We start from the raw sequence: 16,065 nt of genomic DNA on the forward strand, positions 1-16,065 counted from the left end.
TATTATAGCATATCATGCCTGCCACGATAACGAAGTTCGAAAACTTTTCTTTCCATGACAAATCTGCCCTTGCCATCCTCTATTGTCTTATAAGTAATAAATACTTATTGCTAGCCTATTGATCGAACTGACCAGGCAATATTTGATAATAACCTGCAACCGTCACACTGAAAATTAAATAATCCATGAAGTGGCTCTTGGAGTAACCATTCACCTTTACATGATGGACATTTCCTTGCTTGCTCTGCTTTCAGTCCCTTACCGCTTGATTTCAGCAGATAATAGTATGTGGGTATTCCAGTCGTAACGGTTATTCGGTTACAAATCTCTCTTCCTCTTATTGCTAAACTACTATCGTGTTTCGAAAGTTGAGAAAGGCCAAACCGTTCTCCTGTACTGCAATTCATTTGAAGAGTATCACAGGCTTTATAATCGCTTTCCCAGGTAATGATATCCCCGTATTCATCATCCCTGGTTGCCGGCAATCGATACAAAGGTATACCCCCAAAACAATCTCCACACCGGATGGGTGATTCAAGTGATACATACTTCTCGCCCCAGAATCTGCCCATTCATCCTTAATGCGCCTAATAAATGATCAAGTACCTCCTGTATTTGCTCAGGGTCCTGCGATACGGCAGGTTTAAAGATACCTTCTACAACAAACATGACTCCATTCTTCCTTTATTAAAAGATTCCACAAGTAGCATATTTGATTACTGCCTATCCTCTTCATGCAGCGGCCTCCTTTTCCATCGATATTCATTGATGAGTTTTAGTTCAAAGTTGTCATATTCGGAGTTATAGCAATGCACGTGAGGGCATGGAATATTTACTGATTCCTTCTTTAATCCCATTCTGTCAATAATATGTAGGTGATCACCTGTAAAACCATATAAATATATGAGATTATGCCGATCATAAACGATCGTTGTATTTGTTTCAGGTGAATGAATCCATATATCATGACGTCCGTCATTCTCAAAAAACTCTTTATAGCAATTAAGCAGCGTACTGACTTCATCATAAGTAAGTTCCCCAGTTTGGTATCTACCTTCTTCACATGAATGCGGGGTGTGCAGGACATACAAGATGTAAAACGGTCCATTGCATACGCCTACTAAATCTAACATTGTATCAATATGGCTTTGCGTGAGTCCCAAAACAATTCTTTCATAGCTACTGTTTTGCTCCACATTATATATGTCAAAGTAATGATACTCCTGGGATTCGCTGTTGCTGTGACTACCGAATTTAAACATGCATTCACATCCTTGGAATTCACAAACTCATTTATTATACTACTTCTATTTTCTTCCCTTGTCCTTAAAAACCTTTATAAGCAAGTAACAGTCCCAAAAACATCTCCGGCTTAATTTTAAAAAGGACTACCAAAAGGCCTGAATGTATGCCCAACCTCATTGTACTGTAATAATTCACTTACGGTAACAAATATATAACCACGCTCCCGAAGACCGTCTATTATAGTACCAAGTACGCGTGGCGTTGGAATTGGATATTGTCCATCATGCATTAAAATAATACTTCCAGGCTTTACTGCTTTATAAACTTCATCAATAATTCTCTTTTCTGGTGGACACTCCCAGTCTCGTGTATCTATTGACCATAAAACCACCTGATAGCCCCGTTGCTTGGCTATCCTAATCACCCGTTCGTTGAAAGCTCCTCCGGGAGGTCTGAATAAAGTCGGCATAGCAGTAATTGGCAGGATCACTTTTTCCGCTTTTTCAAATTCCTCTTCAATTTTTTTATCGCTTAACTTTGGTAACGACGAATGACTATAAGTATGAACTCCAACTTCGTGACCGTCGGCTATTTCTTGAGCAAAAATTCGAGGATTATCCTCAACGTTTTTTCCTAAAACAAAGAATGTTGCTTTTACGTTTTTATCTTTTAAGATTGCAAGTATTTCGGGGGTCACCTTATTGTGTGGTCCATCATCTATTGTCAATGCAACGACTTTCTGAGTAGTAGGAACTTTAGAAATTATTTTGGTATCGTTGGATGACTCCCTATCTATTAGCACAAACATTGCAGCCATTATTACTGCAGCGCATAGCATCAAGTGAAATCTTCTCATCGGTACTTACCTCCCTTCGCTTCATCAGAAGCACCTCACTGTGCCAAATATATGCAAGGTGTACTCAAATATTTCACTAAATTTAAATTATTGACAAAAAAAAAAGCCCCACCCCGGATGAGGTGCGGCTATTACAATTACCAATTATTTTCCAACTAAAGGAATTATAAAGTCTTTCCACTTTGTAAATGTTTCTATTAATGACGGGGAGTTATTTATAGTATTGATTACTGCATTAATTCCACTTAATATGCCGGTTAAGGTAATTTTATTAGGGCTGCCTGAATTAACCTGTTTATCAATTTCGTTAATAGATTCTTCCAGCTCTTTTTTAGTTGTATCTGGAATATCTGATGCTTTTATTTCTCTAATTAAATTTGCTGACAATTCTTTAGCCGTTTGATTTATATTAACAATTGTCTGATCAGAACCGATCCCTAAAGAGCCATGGTTATCATTAACAGTAACTCCGCCAAAACTGTTTTTGGAATTCACTAGTAACCCCTCCGCAAAATCGCAATTCCGAAAAATATTAACCATAAGTGGTGCACTTATTTCCGATGGAAGATTACCAATATTACCCTTAAATATCTGCGTTAAAGATATTGGTTGGTTTTCTGCTAGTTTAAATGTTTCTTGCCTTTCATTGGTGGTTGTTTTTTTTTAGTTTGCAGGTCCAATTGCCTTAGATATTCTTTGTAATCTTTGCAGACTTCAAAAGCAGGATAGATATAATCATATACATCACCATCGTCGCCTTCACAAAAATCATGACCGCAATACTGGCAAAACACATCTCTAAGCTTAACAGCTTTTTCGTCAAGAACCAGCAGTGTACGTGCACAGTTATCTCCTGGGCATCTTAATTCCCACTTTACACATAGTTTATGATCCTTGGTTAATTCCAGAAGGCGAGTAAAAACAGTATCTATCGGGAGGCCGGTACGCTTTGCAATCAGTGTAGGATAGAATTTCTTTACAGGCCACAATGCTATTTCATTGACGACCTCATCTATCTTCCATACTAAAGCCATACCCAGTCACCTCCCTCTTTTTGTATATATTTATTACTATAAATTATACCATTTGTCAAGGTTAAAAGATACGTTCGCGAACAAATTTTAAAACGTTTTCTGTCGCAGGTGTAACAAAATATACACTATTGCTTTTAAGACCTACCTTTATTGTATAACTTTGTGGCAAACCTTCATCCGATACTACAAACTGAATGAAACCACCTTGATGCTGCAAATACGGTTTTAAAAAATCGTATAATACTAGCTCTCTCAGATCCCGACCAGCAACGCCCAATGATACCTTTTCAATTCCCGATAATATTAATGCTGCAAAAGGAACACTTAGCATTTCACCTCCGAAAGCAATCTTTGCGTCTTTTAGCTCTTTAGTTAAACTATCGACATCCTCAGCAGCCAAGTATTCATCAAATGCAGTCAGCACTTTTGCAATAGCTTCTGTTTGTTCTGCTGTAAAATCCTCAAGCAACGACTCAGGTTTGGAAAGAGCTTCAATCAAATTTCCCTCCAACGCATCTGCCATTGCTTCTACATTATTACCAAAAGGAACTAGTATGTTCCTAGGTGTCAATGCTATTTCACGGTTAATTAAACGCGCAAAACTTCTTGCCACCTTTGAAGCAGTTCCAGGTTCAGAGCGAACTTCAAAACAATTTAACTCTTCATTAACATATACCGTAACAATACTACTGCTAGGGATTAGCTGCATTTCATCTCCATAAATATTTTTTGTTACTCCAGATTTATAAATGAACCTTAGGAAATACTCGCTTTCAGTATCACCATTAGCAGCACTAATTAAAATTGGTGTACTCGTTAATTCTTCTTTCGGTGGCATTTTTATATAATTAAACGGGTTAAAACCGCATTGCTTTATAAGGGTTTCTTTTATCCCTTTGGATGTACCTACATCTAACTGGTACCACATCACGGATGTACGTCCACACAGAAGCCTTGTTTTCCAAGCCTTCAGTTTTTCATTTTGAAGTTCAGTATTTCCCTTTATCTTTTCCCAAATAGTAAAGGCAAGCTCCGGTCGGTAACCATCAGTCGGTAAATTCATATCAGTACAAATTTCAACTAATTGATTTTTTGAAAGTTTCAGCAGATCACTATGATGCGTTATGTTTTGTATGTCTAGCAGAGTATCCACCCCCAAAACTATATATAAATACTTTACAAATTATACATATATTTGTAAAATCCTCCCTGTTTTGAAATAAACATCAACATTTACAATCGAGTAAGAGGCTACGCATTAGTTGAGTAGCCGACTTCTCACACCACCGTACGTACGGATCCGTATACGGCGGTTCAATAGCTTAAGTGCAATACCTCGTATCTTTTGGCTATATCATCATAGCCGATGGATGCGAGGTATTCGTTCGTTAATGACCTGCATAAAATCCAGCTACCTGCAATACGCCAATATCCTAGTCGGGAATAAGACCATTCTCTAGCCTTCTGCTTTGGTATACCGTGGAGCATGAGGTTCTTAAATTTTGCGGAGGGTTTCTTCCACTGTTTCCAAAAGATTTGCCTTATTCTTCGGCGTATCCATTCGTTAAGAGATTTTATCTTGGAACTCATTTCAGCTATTGCATAATAGCCTAACCATCCGGTTGTATATTTCCTGATATTGTTTAGAATTGCCGGGATAGGCTTGGCTTGCTTTCTGCTTGTTAATTGCCTGATTTTGTTCTTGAATTTCTCCATCGACTTGGCATGTGGCCGTATACCCATTCTTTTCCCTGTCTTAAATAGGGAAAAACCTAGGAATTTAAGTTTTAATGGGCTCCCCGCCTTGCTCTTTTCCTGGTTTACCTTAAGTTTTAATTTGTTCTCAAGATATTTCGTGCTGCTGGTCATTACCCGCTCGGCCGCTCTTTGACTTTTGACGTAAATATTGCAGTCGTCCGCATACCTTACAAACTTATGACCTCTGCTTTCCAGCATTCGGTCGAAAGCCGTAAGGTATATGTTGCTGAGAAGTGGTGAAAGGTTGCCTCCTTGTGGCGTTCCCTCCGTTGTCGGACTGACTAAGCCGTTTGCCATAACGCCGCTCTTTAAGAACTTACGTATCAGCTTGATGACGTGCTCATCCTTAATTACTTCTCTTATCCTATCTATGAGAATGTCATGATTGACTGTATCAAAATATTTAGCGAGGTCTATGTCTACGACTCTGATATAACCCTGCTTATAATATTCTTCGGCCTTCTTCATGGCTTGATGGGCGCTGCGCCCCGGTCGGAAACCGTAGCTGTTTTCGGAGAAATGGGGCTCAAACATGGGTTGCATTACCTGTACTACGGCTTGTTGTACCATACGGTCTATGACCGTTGGTACTCCAAGGTTTCTCTTTCCCCCGTCTGGCTTTGGTATTTCTACTCGTCTGACCGGTTTGGGGTTGTACCATCCGGCACGAATACTTGCCAACAGTTCCTCTTTATGGTCCTTTAGATAGGGCAGCATTTCTTCTACTGCCATTCCGTCAACTCCCGGAGCGCCGCCGTTTCGCTTTACTCGTAGGTAGGCTGCATTGAGGTTGTCCCTGTGTAATATGGCTTCGAGCAAACGACTTGCACCGTCTTTCTCTGCGGTTTCAGGCGTAACAATGCTCCGCGCTCCGCTATTACTCTCTGTTTCCAACATACCCTCACACCGGTAGCCGACTTTCGTCGTTTTCTGCTCTCTTTGCATTGCTTCACCGTCCTCTCGTTCAAAGACTACTATTGTTCGGTCCTTCCCGGAAAAAAAATCCGGTACTATGACCTCTGCTGACTTCTTGCAATTTAGCCATACATCACTGCATGGGTTCTCCGGGTGTCATGGGGTTGCCTATGTCTTTCGGAGCCTTGCGAGACCTCCCCCGTTAAGAGCGATAACCTTCCCCTCATATATCTGCTACATTTACACCACAGGGTTCGGGCAGTATTGGACTTTGTTTTAGTTAGCAAACTCGTCCTCCCTGCATATGCCTTATATGTAGTTTCTATTCGTCAGACCAAGGGTTTGCATTAGGCTTACTTCAGATTCCGCCTCACGGCGGACACCCTTGCCCTCTGCTAACAGTTCCTACTGCCAAGCCTGTAGTGGACTTTCACCACCAAGTTATCACCCATTCGAGGCAAACTAACAAAAAGCTTCCGATTTCTCGGAAGCCTTGATTTCTCTGGCACGCCTGGTAGGAATCGAACCTACGACCAACCGCTTAGAAGGCGGTTGCTCTATCCTCTGAGCTACAGGCGCATAATTATGAAAATAGAATGGAGCGGGTGAAGGGAATCGAACCCTCGTAGCTAGCTTGGAAGGCTAGTGCTCTACCATTGAGCTACACCCGCAACAAATGGTCATATATGATGTGGTCGGAGCGGCAGGATTCGAACCTGCGACCCCCTGGTCCCAAGCCAGGTACTCTACCAAACTGAGCCACGCCCCGTAGTCACAAAACATATTATACTGATATTTCAATTGTTTGTCAAGCAGCTACTTGTAAGGTATTTTTTACTGCTGCCCAACACCTGTTTCGGCATTGGGCAGCAGCCTGTTATTTTACAGATTGCGGTATTTAGCCTGTCCTTCATCATAGAAGTTCCGGCCTTCACTGTCAATAACAACAATGGCCGGGAAGTCTTCTACCGTTAAGCGGGACAATGCTTCAGGTCCAAGATCCTCGTAAGCTACTACTTCATATTTCTTAATGGTTTTGGCAATAAGCGCCGCTGCACCGCCGGTGGCGGCAAAATATACGGCACCATGCTCTTTCATGGACTCTACCACTTCCGCCGAACGATAGCCTTTGCCAATCATGCCACGTAAGCCTTCTTCCAGCATACGCGGAGTGTATGCGTCCATACGGCCGCTGGTGGTGGGGCCGGCTGAACCGATAGCATTGCCTGGCTTAGCAGGAGCCGGACCGACATAATAGATGATCTGGTCGGTGAAATCAACCGGCAGCTTCTCACCTGCCGCCAAGGCTTCGGTCATACGCTTGTGAGCAGCATCCCGGGATGTATAGATAGTGCCGGTAATAAGCACCAGGTCACCGGCTTTAAGTTCACAGGCTTTTTCTTTAGTCAACGGGGTGACTATTTTAATAGCTTCTTTCATCTGGCGTTCCTCCTACAATTCAACTTCGGCATGACGGGTAGCATGACAGTTGATGTTAATCGCCACAGGCAACCCGGCAATATGTGTTGAATAATATTCAATGTTAACAGCCAGCGCTGTCACCCGGCCGCCAAGGCCTTGCGGACCGACACCTGTATTGTTGACAAGCTCAAGGAATTCTTGTTCCAGCTTGGCATACTCTTCATGCGGGTTGCGTTTGGTAATAGGGCGCAACAAGGCTTTTTTCGCCAGCAGGGCCGCTTTTTCCATAGTGCCGCCAATGCCAATACCAACAACGATCGGCGGACAGGGATTAGAGCCGGCGTTAAAGATGGTATCAACAAGGAATTTTCTGATTGCCGGCAATCCATCGGACGGCTTGAACATTTTTAAAGTGCTCATGTTTTCACTGCCAAAGCCTTTGGGAGCCAGGGTAATTTTTAATTTGTCACCAGGAACAATGCTGGTATGCAGTACTGCAGGAGTGTTATTCCCGGTATTCTTACGGTTAAACAGCGGTTCCATAACCACTGATTTGCGCAGATAGCCTTCGGTATAGCCTTTGGCTACCCCGGCGTTAACGGCATCTTCTAAATTGCCGCCGGTAATATGGACATCCTGGCCAATCTCCATGAAAATTACCGTCATGCCGGTATCCTGGCAAATAGGCATTTGCTCGTCACGGGCAATACAGGCATTTTCTACTAACTGGCCAAGAATGGCTTTGCCCAGGGGTGATTCTTCTCTTTCCTGGCCAGCCTCCAAAGCGGCGCGGATATCATCTGTCAAATAATAGTTGGCATCAACAGCCAGTTTAGCTACAGCGGCTGTGATTTGAGAAGCTTCAATTGTACGCATCATATCCTCCTTTTTAACGGTTACGCGTAACTCGTTGTACGATTCGAATCGGTTTAAGACGGTTACATTAATGCCGTGAATGACTGGCTTTAATGCGGGCAATGACAGGCTGAGCCTCCGGTGACAGCAAATACTGATAGGTTGTTGCCGGCACCAGTTCTTTGATGGCAGGCCAATTTTCCTGGCGCACGAGTTCTCGCACGCGCGAGGCACTGATGGGCTCACTGCCGCTCATAATCCGGGGCATAACAGTAAGACTGATTCCATATTGCGGCAATAGGTCAGCCAAAGCTTCGTTATAACTGGAAGTTGTCGCACAATATGGCTCATCACCGACATACCGCCTGTCAACACCAAGTGCCGGCGCAATGTAGCGGGCAAATACCGTGGCATCCAGACGGGTCTGAGCTTGAAAAGCAGCCTCCCCCCGGGTAAAGTAAGCGGGAAAGGTCGCCGCTGAAATAATATATTTTCCGGCAGGCAATACCAGAATATTATCAAATTCGGCCAAACCTTCCTGTACCAGGCGCAAGCGTACTTCAAAAGGAAACAAAGACCGCTCTTCACTGACAACCAGCACAACAACTGCCTTATTATCTGCGGCTGCCTTGGAAATTACCGCTTTGTGCCCCAGGGTAAACGGGTTGCAGTTAACAACAAGCGCCGCTCGGGGACCTGCAGGCAGGCTTTCAGCCTTTTTAGCTATTTCCCGGCAATATTCCTCAATCGAACCTAAGCCTGCTTCCAGCAGCACGGCGTGCGGTTCGGCGCGGGCTATTTCTTTAAAACCTAATCCGGCGAACATCGGAGCGGCAGTAGGTTTGGTGTAAATAAAATAATGATATATGCCGCGCTGTCTGGCCTGCTGCATGAGCTGGCTTACCACATTGGCGGTTAGCCCTTCTCCCTGCAGCCGGGGTGAAACAGCAATATTTCGCAGCACTTCACCTGCCAGCGAGCCGGTGGCAACCATCTCCTCATTCTGAAAAAAGGCTACCGTATATTCAACAGCACCGTCAAAAGTGAGGTCAAAGTCTGCCAAAAAGGCACGGACAGCCTCCACTTCCCGGGTACTGTCAAGGTTAATTTCCCGCATATCATAGTTACCCCACATACACACACACCCCTCCTTAAAACACCGGCGCCATAGTACCTTATCGCACCTAATTCTTTGGATTATATAGCAGTCTTTTTCCGCCCTGCGTTGTTGTCGTCGCCTTACATATGTCCGATATGCGCGGCTCCTCCGCCTAGCAGGGCGAAAAAATCCTTGCCATCTAATCTCAAATTTTAGATGCGACAAGGTACTACATGAAAAACCGAGATTGCCACGCTGGCACTCGCAATGACGGTAAGTCACTTGCCAGGAGGCAGCCGGAGCAATCTCAGGTTATGGTCAACATAGTACTAGCCTACTTGTTTTACAACATCAATTACCGTACCGTCACGGTACTCAACTACAGCAACAATTTTGTCCTGAGTGGAGATGCTTTCCGGTACACCGGCAATTTTTTCAGCCAGTTCTTTTAATTCTTCCACAGTTTTAAGCGGTAAACCTGCCGCTTTAAACTGCTCGTACAAATCGGTACGGCGGGGATTAACCGCAACACCGCGTTCGGTAACCAGCACGTCGACGGTTTCGCCGGGTGTGGTTGCTGTCAGCACCCTGTCCATGATGATCGGCAGGCGACCGCGCAGCAAATTGGCAACAATAATGGTTACTTTAGCACCGGCGGCAGCATCGCTGTGTCCACCGGAACCGCCCATAACCACACCGTCAGAACCTGTTACAACATTGACGTTAAAATTGGTATCAATCTCAGTAGCACCCAATACTACAGCATCCAATTTGTTTACGGCTGCCCCCTGGTTGAACGGGCTGGCATAAAAGTCGGCCCCCACTTCCAAGTGATTGGGATTGGCTGCCAGAGAGCGTACGGCTTCCAAATCAAACCCTTGCACGTCAATAAGCTTCTTAAATAAGCCGCACTCCAGCATTTCTACCATATAGCCGGTGATTCCGCCTAAGGCAAAACTGCCGGTGACATTGGCTTCTTCCATCATTTGGCGCACATAGTAAGCAGCAGCCAGTGATGCTCCGCCCGCTCCGGTCTGAAAAGAAAAACCGTCTTTAATAAGTCCGGCGGCTTTGATGACTTTCGCGGTAGTTTCGGCAATTTTAAGTCCCACCGGGTCGCGGGTTATCTTGGTTGTGCCGGACACTATCCCTTTGGGGTCACCAATTGAGTCTACTTTAACCACATAATCCACCCGGGTTTGCGGGATGGAGATAGGAGACAGCGGATAAGGCATCAGGTTGTCGGTAATGGCCACCACATGATCAGCGAATTGCGCGTCAGGCATGGCATAGCCCAGTGAGCCGCAAGCCGCAGGACCTTCGATGCCATTCAGGTTGCCGTAGTCGTCAGCCGCCGGGGCGGCAATAAAGGCTACGTCAATTTTGAGCTGGCCGCATTCAATGGCGCGGCCCCGGCCGCCATGGGTTCTAAGTACAACCGGACGGGGAAACTCACCGCGTGATACGGCCTGGGCTACCGGACCGGACATGTAGTTGGTATCCAGTCCTGTAACCACACCGGTTTTAACATGTTCAAGAATTGGCGCATGCACCGGGAAAACAGAGCTTAACGCAACGGTCAGATCTTTAATTCCCAGCTTGGCAGCCACTGCCAGCACCATATTTACAACACCGTCACCATTTCTGAGGTGATGGTGAAAAGACAAGGTCATACCGTCGGTAACCGGGATACGTTTAAACACGGTTTCCAAATCATCTGCCAGTTTTTGCTCACCAGGCAGAATCCGTTTCACTTTAGGTGCCCGGCGCTCCATATCAGGCCTGGTGGCAAAAGCGCCGGCAAAAGGCCGTACCTTGCCATACCCCTCAATATATTCAGGCAGTTCGCGGCCGATGGCATTTTTCAGTTGATTCATTATACGCCCTCCTTTGCCAGGCCCAGCAAACGGGCTAAATACAGGATACGTTCCGCTCTGGCAACAATGGGCGCATCCACCATTTTGCCGTCAAGCGAAGCTACGCCTGAGCCTTCGGCTTCAGCTTTGCGGATGGATTTTATCACCCGCTGTGCCCAGTCAATATCCTTGTCAGTAGGATTAAACACTTTGTGGATGTCGTCAATTTGCCGCGGATTTATGGCTAATTTGCCTTTGAACCCAAGCTGTTTGGCGAGTTCAGTATCCTCAAGCAGACCTTCCCGGTCATTTACATCGGTAAACGGGGTATCGATCGATTGAATGCCGGCAGCAGCGGCACTATTGACCACAATGCTCCTGGCACTGAAAATTTCGGTTCCTTCTTTGGTACGTTTGGCACCAAGGGCGGCGGTATAGTCTTCCGCGCCAAAAGCCAGCGCCACTACCCGCGCATCTGCTTTGGCAATGCGATAAGCTTCGGCAATACCGGCAGGAGTTTCCAACAGAGCAATCAGCTTAACCGGGGGTTGTCCCGGCTGTTCGGCAGCTGCTGCCATACGAACCACTTCAATAATATCTTCCGGTTTTTCCACTTTGGGAACAAGCAGCGCATCCGGGCGGCAAGGCACAATTGCCTTGATGTCTTCTGCGGCAAAGGTATCAAGGGGATTGATGCGCACTACTTTTTCACTTGTGGCATAATCCACGGTTTGTAATGCTTGGGCAACCAGCAGACGGGCAGCGTCTTTTTCCTGAGGCGCTACTGCATCCTCCAGGTCGAGAATCAGGGCATCGGCCCCGAATACGCCGCCGTTTTGCAGCATGCCAGGATTGTTGCCTGGCATAAAGAGCATAGTCCGGCGCAAATCCATTATATCATCTCCTTTTGGAGAATAATGCCGGCCCGGCTCAGAGCCGTAAGGGTACGGGCCTGAATTGTGCAGTCAAGTGCCCCTCTGTCAACGGCTTTAATATATACATCGGTAACATTTTGCCTGGCAGCTACGGCGGCAATAGCTTGCTTGATCGCCTGACCGTACTGGGTCAAAACGTTGCTCTCAAGCTCAATAACGACACCGCTGCCTTTACTGCCCGGCGCAACTGTTATCATAATATCATTCGATTCTAAAGTACCGGCTTGCGCCGGTTTGAGTGCATTCATACTAACCTCCTGAAAACCTCTAGCAATTGATGGTATTTAAAAGTGTAAAGCCATCAAGGGTGTCAGACCTCGGTCCAACAAGACCGATAATGAGATAGGTACGCGTTTTAGGGTCATATTTATATTCCGGCACAAGCCGGAAATTCTCAATATCTTCAGTATTGCGCACATGGGTGCGCGGTCCTGAACACGACCAGGACAAATCGCCAATCTTAATATGGCCTTCATCACAGTAGCTTATAGCTATTCCTTCATCAATCAGCTTCTTAACCTTAGCTTCAACTTCTTTAATATCGGCAGATAGCTCCAGCGGATATTCAAGGACAAAACCGTGATGGACATCACGATGGCTAAATTCCAGAATAGCGCCATACTCTTCCACCAGAATGCGGTTGGTAAGGTCTTCCGCCGTGTGTGCCATCTTACGGAACTGCAAAGTTTTGACAACAACGTCGCGTATTTCCTGCGGCACCGGCCCGAACACCGTCGGCCTTACAACAATAACCTCGCCGCCAACGCCGATGAGTACATCGGCGTTGGTTTTGAGCATAGGATACAAAAGATCAAAATGTTCGACGATAACCCGTTTATTATGAGCCAGCGCCAGGGTAACAGCTTCAACTAATTCGTGTATTTGCGTAAACGCCAGTTCAAACCGGATATCCACATGATAGGTATGGCTTGAAAAAAAGCCTCTGTCGATATTTTTGAGCAGCGGCAGTGGTCTGATATTTACGCCGTCGTCATCATTGGTAAGCTCAAGACCGGGAAACATGCCCTTGACCAAGGATGATTTGCCTGCGCCGGCATCACCGATAATACCGATAAGCCGGTCAAGCGGCGATAAATACCGTTCACTTAATTGCTGTCCCAAAGCGTACATCCGGTTGCGTCCACGCGGCGCAAAATAACTGGAATACATCAGTTGATTGCCGTAACCTGGCATCATGGCAGACTTCATAAACGAGCTCCCCCTTTATTACTTACGGGCGTTACGTACTGCTAAAATACGTTGCATTTCATTATAAACTATCATATAACCTTCGTCTACACCCATGCCAGGTTTAGCCAGAATTTGTACAGGCTTGGTAGCCATAGCAGCGTGGACGCATACTTCGGCTGAACGGTTAGTTTCGTTGCAGGTGCCGCCTTGATAAGCGCCAACCCCTTTTTCATGGCAGTACAGTACAGCTTCGATGGTGTTGTTGATGCCGCCAAGGTCAGGAGTTTTGATTTGCAGCATGTCACCGGCGCCTTTATCGGCAAAGTCTTTGATGTCTTGCAGTGTGTTGCACCATTCGTCGGCAACAATTTCAACATTGATTTTTTCTTCATGCAGACGGGAAGTAATTTGGGCAAGTACTTCAATTTGTCTTTCACGCTCTTCCACGTCAACAGGACCTTCAATGCGGAGTTTTAAAGGAGCTGCGGTTTTTTCCAGTTCACGCATATAGCTTACGATGCGCTCAACATCGTTGTTGAAAGCCTGGCCGATAGTTCCATACACGTCAATATGCAATACCGGCTGGTACTCGCCAGTGGTTTTGAGCTGGGCTACACGGTCTCTCAGCCAAGCAACATATTTAACCAGCAGTTCGCCGTTTTCGCCCAGTTTTTCTTTAACATTATTGATAAGACCGTGCGGCAGTACTTCAGCGGCTTTAATAATCATTTTGTCAACATTGTTATAGCGGTCGTCGCCGGACTGGGTGAAGATAGCAATGGCTTTGTCGCTGACGGTAGTATTGTATTCTTCGGCAACCACTTCGCACATGAGTTGTTTTTTTGCTTTGGCAACACCGTCAAGGATGGCCTGGGTTACGCCATAACGCAGGGCGGTATGAATCCGCTTGCCACTCTCGTCGTTCAGGCTGTCAATTTCTTCGGCAAGCGTTCTGAAAGAGGAAAGCTCACGGCCAACCAGACGGGGCTTAATCATTTTTTCAATAACAGGAATGAAGTCGTCGGCCAGGAACAGCGGGTCGCGTCCGCCTGCACCGCTGTATTGAACGGCTGCGCAATCGCCGTAAGCAATTTGTCCGTCTTCAAGAACAAGCATTACCGATACCGCTTCGCCGGCTTGGCGAACTGATTTAAAACCTTCGGTAATAGGTTCTCCGATGTAAGTGAAACCGTCATGGCCAGCGCCGGCTTTGATCGCCCGCTGATCGTCAAAGTAAAAACCGGTACGGCCTTTGGAGCATACTACGTCAACTATTTTCATGATAAAATCTCTCCTTATTTTTAAAAATGTAGGGGTGAGATTGCTTTGCCTTTGCTTGACAACAGATGAGATTGGTACCCTCCTGTAGCTATTGCAATATTGCGCAGCAATCTCACCCCCCGTTTTTTCTTAATTTACGATTTGGACGGCGTTCTTATATCCGGATTACGGACGGCCTACCAGACGGCCTTTGGAGATGGCATAGATATCATCAATTACCATCTGGAAGCTTGCCGCACGGCCTTCTGCCTTGGCACGCTCAGCAATTTTGTCCTGGTGGAAAGCAACAATATCAGGCGTGAACGGCAGGTTGCCAACGTCAAACAGGCGAACAGCGCCATTATTGTCGCGGGCAGGCAGGATTTTGTTCAGGCTGAATTTGCTTGGTGCAAACGGTACGTCAAGTACACCGGCTTCAAAAGCGCGTACAGTACCGATAGCATAGTCGCCGCCGCCCAATTCAAATACTTTGTCAAGAATGCAGCGAGTTTCGGCTTTAATCATGTTAATTTCAAGCTCCAGTTCGCGGGTCTGTGGGAATACCTGATCTTTGAGCATGTTGATCATTTGCTTGGTAGTCCTCAGGCCCATAGCGTTGGCTTCTTTGGTCGGAATGCCGAGCGCTTCGTGCGGAGTCTTAACAATAACCTTCGTGGCTTTGGACAGAGCCGCAGCCGCAGCACCCCAGGAAATTACAGCGAAGGCTTTCGCTTCATCCTGCGGGAATCCGCCCATCCATTGATGGAAAACAGTGGTAAGAACCATATCCTGATAGCCATGTTTGGCCATGTATTCTTCGCCCAGCTCTTCCAATGCTCTGATGGCAGCAATATCCTGCACCAGGTTACCGCACTGGCCATAGCCCAGGGTAATATTTTTTACACCCTGCTCGGCAGCCAGGATACCTTCAATTACAGCAACCGCATGGGAAATGCTTGGCGGTACCAAGGTACCTGTCAACGGTCCGAACGGCTCGCGGTTAATTTCGATACCGTGCTCAGCATACAGACCGGTCAGACGGTCGCAATACTGCCAGTCAAAAATGGTTTTTTCCAGAGAAACGCTTTTTGCGTACGGGATATTGTAGGAAATACCGCCGCCCTCGTAAGAGGTGTAACCGGCAGCCATGGTAATTTCTGCTAACAGTCTGGCATCAGGAGTGCCATGACGAACCTGAAGCGCTCCGTCTACGCTTTCCACTACGCGGCGAACGCCTTCTACACCATGGTTAACAGCCGGGAAGCCATTCAAAAGTGAACGACCGGCCTTGAGGCTTTCTTCGATGCCGTTTTGGGCTTCTTTGTATTGGTTTTGACGAGTGTAGCTGTCAATAGTCGAAGGCAGAAGATCAGCTTCCCCTTCTGTTCTAAGGAAGTTCAAGAGGTTGATATGCTCATCAATCAGAGCAACACCGGCACGCGGCTGAGTAAGGGTTTCCCCGTTTTTCTTAGCTTTTACCAACAGCTTGGCAAAATGACGCTTGGCCGGAATAGTTTCCTGATATTTTACGCCTTCTTCAAAATTTACACCTTCACCAGTTGGCCAGGTTTTGAGAACTTCTGCGCGAATGGCATTAAATTCGTCAAGCGACCACTTTTTATTCTTAAGTTCCATGCTA

The 16,065-nt window shown here is 46.0% G+C and carries 17 protein-coding genes and 3 tRNA genes; all 20 read right to left on the minus strand.

What is annotated here, in order from left to right; all coding sequences use genetic code 11:
• Positions 1-110 precede the first annotated feature (110 nt).
• The 20 genes from SPSPH_RS23570 to SPSPH_RS15695 all read right to left on the minus strand — a co-directional run bounded on the left by SPSPH_RS23570 (position 111) and on the right by SPSPH_RS15695 (position 16,061).
• Positions 111-572, minus strand: coding sequence for a DUF2310 family Zn-ribbon-containing protein (locus tag SPSPH_RS23570; RefSeq protein WP_075757315.1), 462 nt, complete (start codon positions 570-572; stop codon positions 111-113).
• Positions 535-669 carry a DUF2310 family Zn-ribbon-containing protein gene (locus tag SPSPH_RS15605; protein WP_233139164.1) on the minus strand — a complete coding sequence of 45 codons (135 nt, stop codon included), beginning with the start codon at positions 667-669 and terminating at the stop codon, positions 535-537. Before SPSPH_RS15605 ends, SPSPH_RS23570 begins: the two co-directional genes overlap by 38 nt.
• A gap of 47 nt (positions 670-716) precedes the next feature.
• Complete coding sequence (locus SPSPH_RS15610) at positions 717-1,262, minus strand: hypothetical protein (RefSeq protein WP_075757314.1); 546 nt, start codon at positions 1,260-1,262, stop codon at positions 717-719.
• 116 nt (positions 1,263-1,378) lie between these two features.
• Positions 1,379-2,101, minus strand: coding sequence for a polysaccharide deacetylase family protein (locus SPSPH_RS15615; RefSeq protein ID WP_075757313.1), 723 nt, complete (start codon positions 2,099-2,101; stop codon positions 1,379-1,381).
• Between the two features lie 144 nt (positions 2,102-2,245).
• Entirely contained in the window at positions 2,246-2,596 is a 351-nt protein-coding gene (locus SPSPH_RS15620; protein WP_075757312.1) for a hypothetical protein, read from the minus strand.
• 125 nt (positions 2,597-2,721) lie between these two features.
• Positions 2,722-3,135: a hypothetical protein gene (locus SPSPH_RS15625; protein WP_075757311.1), complete on the minus strand. Its 414-nt coding sequence runs from the start codon at positions 3,133-3,135 to the stop codon at positions 2,722-2,724.
• Between the two features lie 61 nt (positions 3,136-3,196).
• On the minus strand, positions 3,197-4,288 hold the full coding sequence (locus SPSPH_RS15630) for a hypothetical protein (RefSeq protein ID WP_075757310.1): 1,092 nt from the start codon (positions 4,286-4,288) through the stop codon (positions 3,197-3,199).
• 161 nt (positions 4,289-4,449) lie between these two features.
• Positions 4,450-5,838: a group II intron reverse transcriptase/maturase gene (gene ltrA / locus SPSPH_RS15635; protein ID WP_075752891.1), complete on the minus strand. Its 1,389-nt coding sequence runs from the start codon at positions 5,836-5,838 to the stop codon at positions 4,450-4,452.
• Between the two features lie 473 nt (positions 5,839-6,311).
• Positions 6,312-6,387, minus strand: a tRNA-Arg gene (locus tag SPSPH_RS15640).
• Between the two features lie 18 nt (positions 6,388-6,405).
• Positions 6,406-6,479, minus strand: a tRNA-Gly gene (locus tag SPSPH_RS15645).
• A gap of 21 nt (positions 6,480-6,500) precedes the next feature.
• Positions 6,501-6,577: transfer RNA gene (locus tag SPSPH_RS15650), tRNA-Pro, on the minus strand.
• Positions 6,578-6,690: 113 nt separating this feature from the next.
• Positions 6,691-7,248, minus strand: coding sequence for a Fe-S-containing hydro-lyase (locus SPSPH_RS15655; RefSeq protein WP_075757309.1), 558 nt, complete (start codon positions 7,246-7,248; stop codon positions 6,691-6,693).
• Positions 7,249-7,260: 12 nt separating this feature from the next.
• The gene (locus tag SPSPH_RS15660) at positions 7,261-8,106 is read right to left on the minus strand and encodes a fumarate hydratase (protein ID WP_075757308.1); all 846 of its coding nucleotides are present in this window, start codon (positions 8,104-8,106) and stop codon (positions 7,261-7,263) included.
• Between the two features lie 67 nt (positions 8,107-8,173).
• Entirely contained in the window at positions 8,174-9,220 is a 1,047-nt protein-coding gene (gene citC, locus SPSPH_RS15665; RefSeq protein ID WP_075757307.1) for a [citrate (pro-3S)-lyase] ligase, read from the minus strand.
• Positions 9,221-9,513: 293 nt separating this feature from the next.
• Positions 9,514-11,052: a citrate lyase subunit alpha gene (gene citF / locus SPSPH_RS15670; protein WP_075757580.1), complete on the minus strand. Its 1,539-nt coding sequence runs from the start codon at positions 11,050-11,052 to the stop codon at positions 9,514-9,516.
• A gap of 8 nt (positions 11,053-11,060) precedes the next feature.
• A complete protein-coding gene (locus SPSPH_RS15675) occupies positions 11,061-11,933 on the minus strand; it encodes an HpcH/HpaI aldolase/citrate lyase family protein (RefSeq protein ID WP_075757306.1) in 873 nt (290 codons plus the stop codon).
• On the minus strand, positions 11,933-12,223 hold the full coding sequence (gene citD / locus SPSPH_RS15680; protein WP_075757305.1) for a citrate lyase acyl carrier protein: 291 nt from the start codon (positions 12,221-12,223) through the stop codon (positions 11,933-11,935). Before citD ends, SPSPH_RS15675 begins: the two co-directional genes overlap by 1 nt.
• A 19-nt stretch (positions 12,224-12,242) precedes the next feature.
• Positions 12,243-13,184 carry an alanine-tRNA synthetase second additional domain-containing protein gene (locus SPSPH_RS15685; protein ID WP_233139162.1) on the minus strand — a complete coding sequence of 314 codons (942 nt, stop codon included), beginning with the start codon at positions 13,182-13,184 and terminating at the stop codon, positions 12,243-12,245.
• A gap of 18 nt (positions 13,185-13,202) precedes the next feature.
• Positions 13,203-14,447 carry a methylaspartate ammonia-lyase gene (locus tag SPSPH_RS15690; RefSeq protein WP_075757304.1) on the minus strand — a complete coding sequence of 415 codons (1,245 nt, stop codon included), beginning with the start codon at positions 14,445-14,447 and terminating at the stop codon, positions 13,203-13,205.
• A gap of 165 nt (positions 14,448-14,612) precedes the next feature.
• Positions 14,613-16,061 carry a methylaspartate mutase subunit E gene (locus SPSPH_RS15695; protein ID WP_075757303.1) on the minus strand — a complete coding sequence of 483 codons (1,449 nt, stop codon included), beginning with the start codon at positions 16,059-16,061 and terminating at the stop codon, positions 14,613-14,615.
• Between the last annotated feature and the right edge of the window lie 4 nt (positions 16,062-16,065).

Source organism: Sporomusa sphaeroides DSM 2875, from assembly GCF_001941975.2.
GTDB classification, from domain to species: domain Bacteria; phylum Bacillota; class Negativicutes; order Sporomusales; family Sporomusaceae; genus Sporomusa; species Sporomusa sphaeroides.

Coding starts and splice junctions, on each gene's coding strand:
- SPSPH_RS15615 (WP_075757313.1), bottom strand. CDS start 2,101: ATGAGAAGATTTCACTTGATGCTATGCGCTGCAGTAATAATGGCTGCA.
- SPSPH_RS23570 (WP_075757315.1), bottom strand. CDS start 572: ATGGGCAGATTCTGGGGCGAGAAGTATGTATCACTTGAATCACCCATC.
- ltrA (WP_075752891.1), bottom strand. CDS start 5,838: ATGCAAAGAGAGCAGAAAACGACGAAAGTCGGCTACCGGTGTGAGGGT.
- SPSPH_RS15605 (WP_233139164.1), bottom strand. CDS start 669: ATGTTTGTTGTAGAAGGTATCTTTAAACCTGCCGTATCGCAGGACCCT.
- SPSPH_RS15660 (WP_075757308.1), bottom strand. CDS start 8,106: ATGCGTACAATTGAAGCTTCTCAAATCACAGCCGCTGTAGCTAAACTG.
- citD (WP_075757305.1), bottom strand. CDS start 12,223: ATGAATGCACTCAAACCGGCGCAAGCCGGTACTTTAGAATCGAATGAT.
- SPSPH_RS15695 (WP_075757303.1), bottom strand. CDS start 16,061: ATGGAACTTAAGAATAAAAAGTGGTCGCTTGACGAATTTAATGCCATT.
- SPSPH_RS15655 (WP_075757309.1), bottom strand. CDS start 7,248: ATGAAAGAAGCTATTAAAATAGTCACCCCGTTGACTAAAGAAAAAGCC.
- citC (WP_075757307.1), bottom strand. CDS start 9,220: ATGTGGGGTAACTATGATATGCGGGAAATTAACCTTGACAGTACCCGG.
- SPSPH_RS15685 (WP_233139162.1), bottom strand. CDS start 13,184: ATGAAGTCTGCCATGATGCCAGGTTACGGCAATCAACTGATGTATTCC.
- SPSPH_RS15690 (WP_075757304.1), bottom strand. CDS start 14,447: ATGAAAATAGTTGACGTAGTATGCTCCAAAGGCCGTACCGGTTTTTAC.
- SPSPH_RS15625 (WP_075757311.1), bottom strand. CDS start 3,135: ATGGCTTTAGTATGGAAGATAGATGAGGTCGTCAATGAAATAGCATTG.
- SPSPH_RS15610 (WP_075757314.1), bottom strand. CDS start 1,262: ATGTTTAAATTCGGTAGTCACAGCAACAGCGAATCCCAGGAGTATCAT.
- SPSPH_RS15675 (WP_075757306.1), bottom strand. CDS start 11,933: ATGGATTTGCGCCGGACTATGCTCTTTATGCCAGGCAACAATCCTGGC.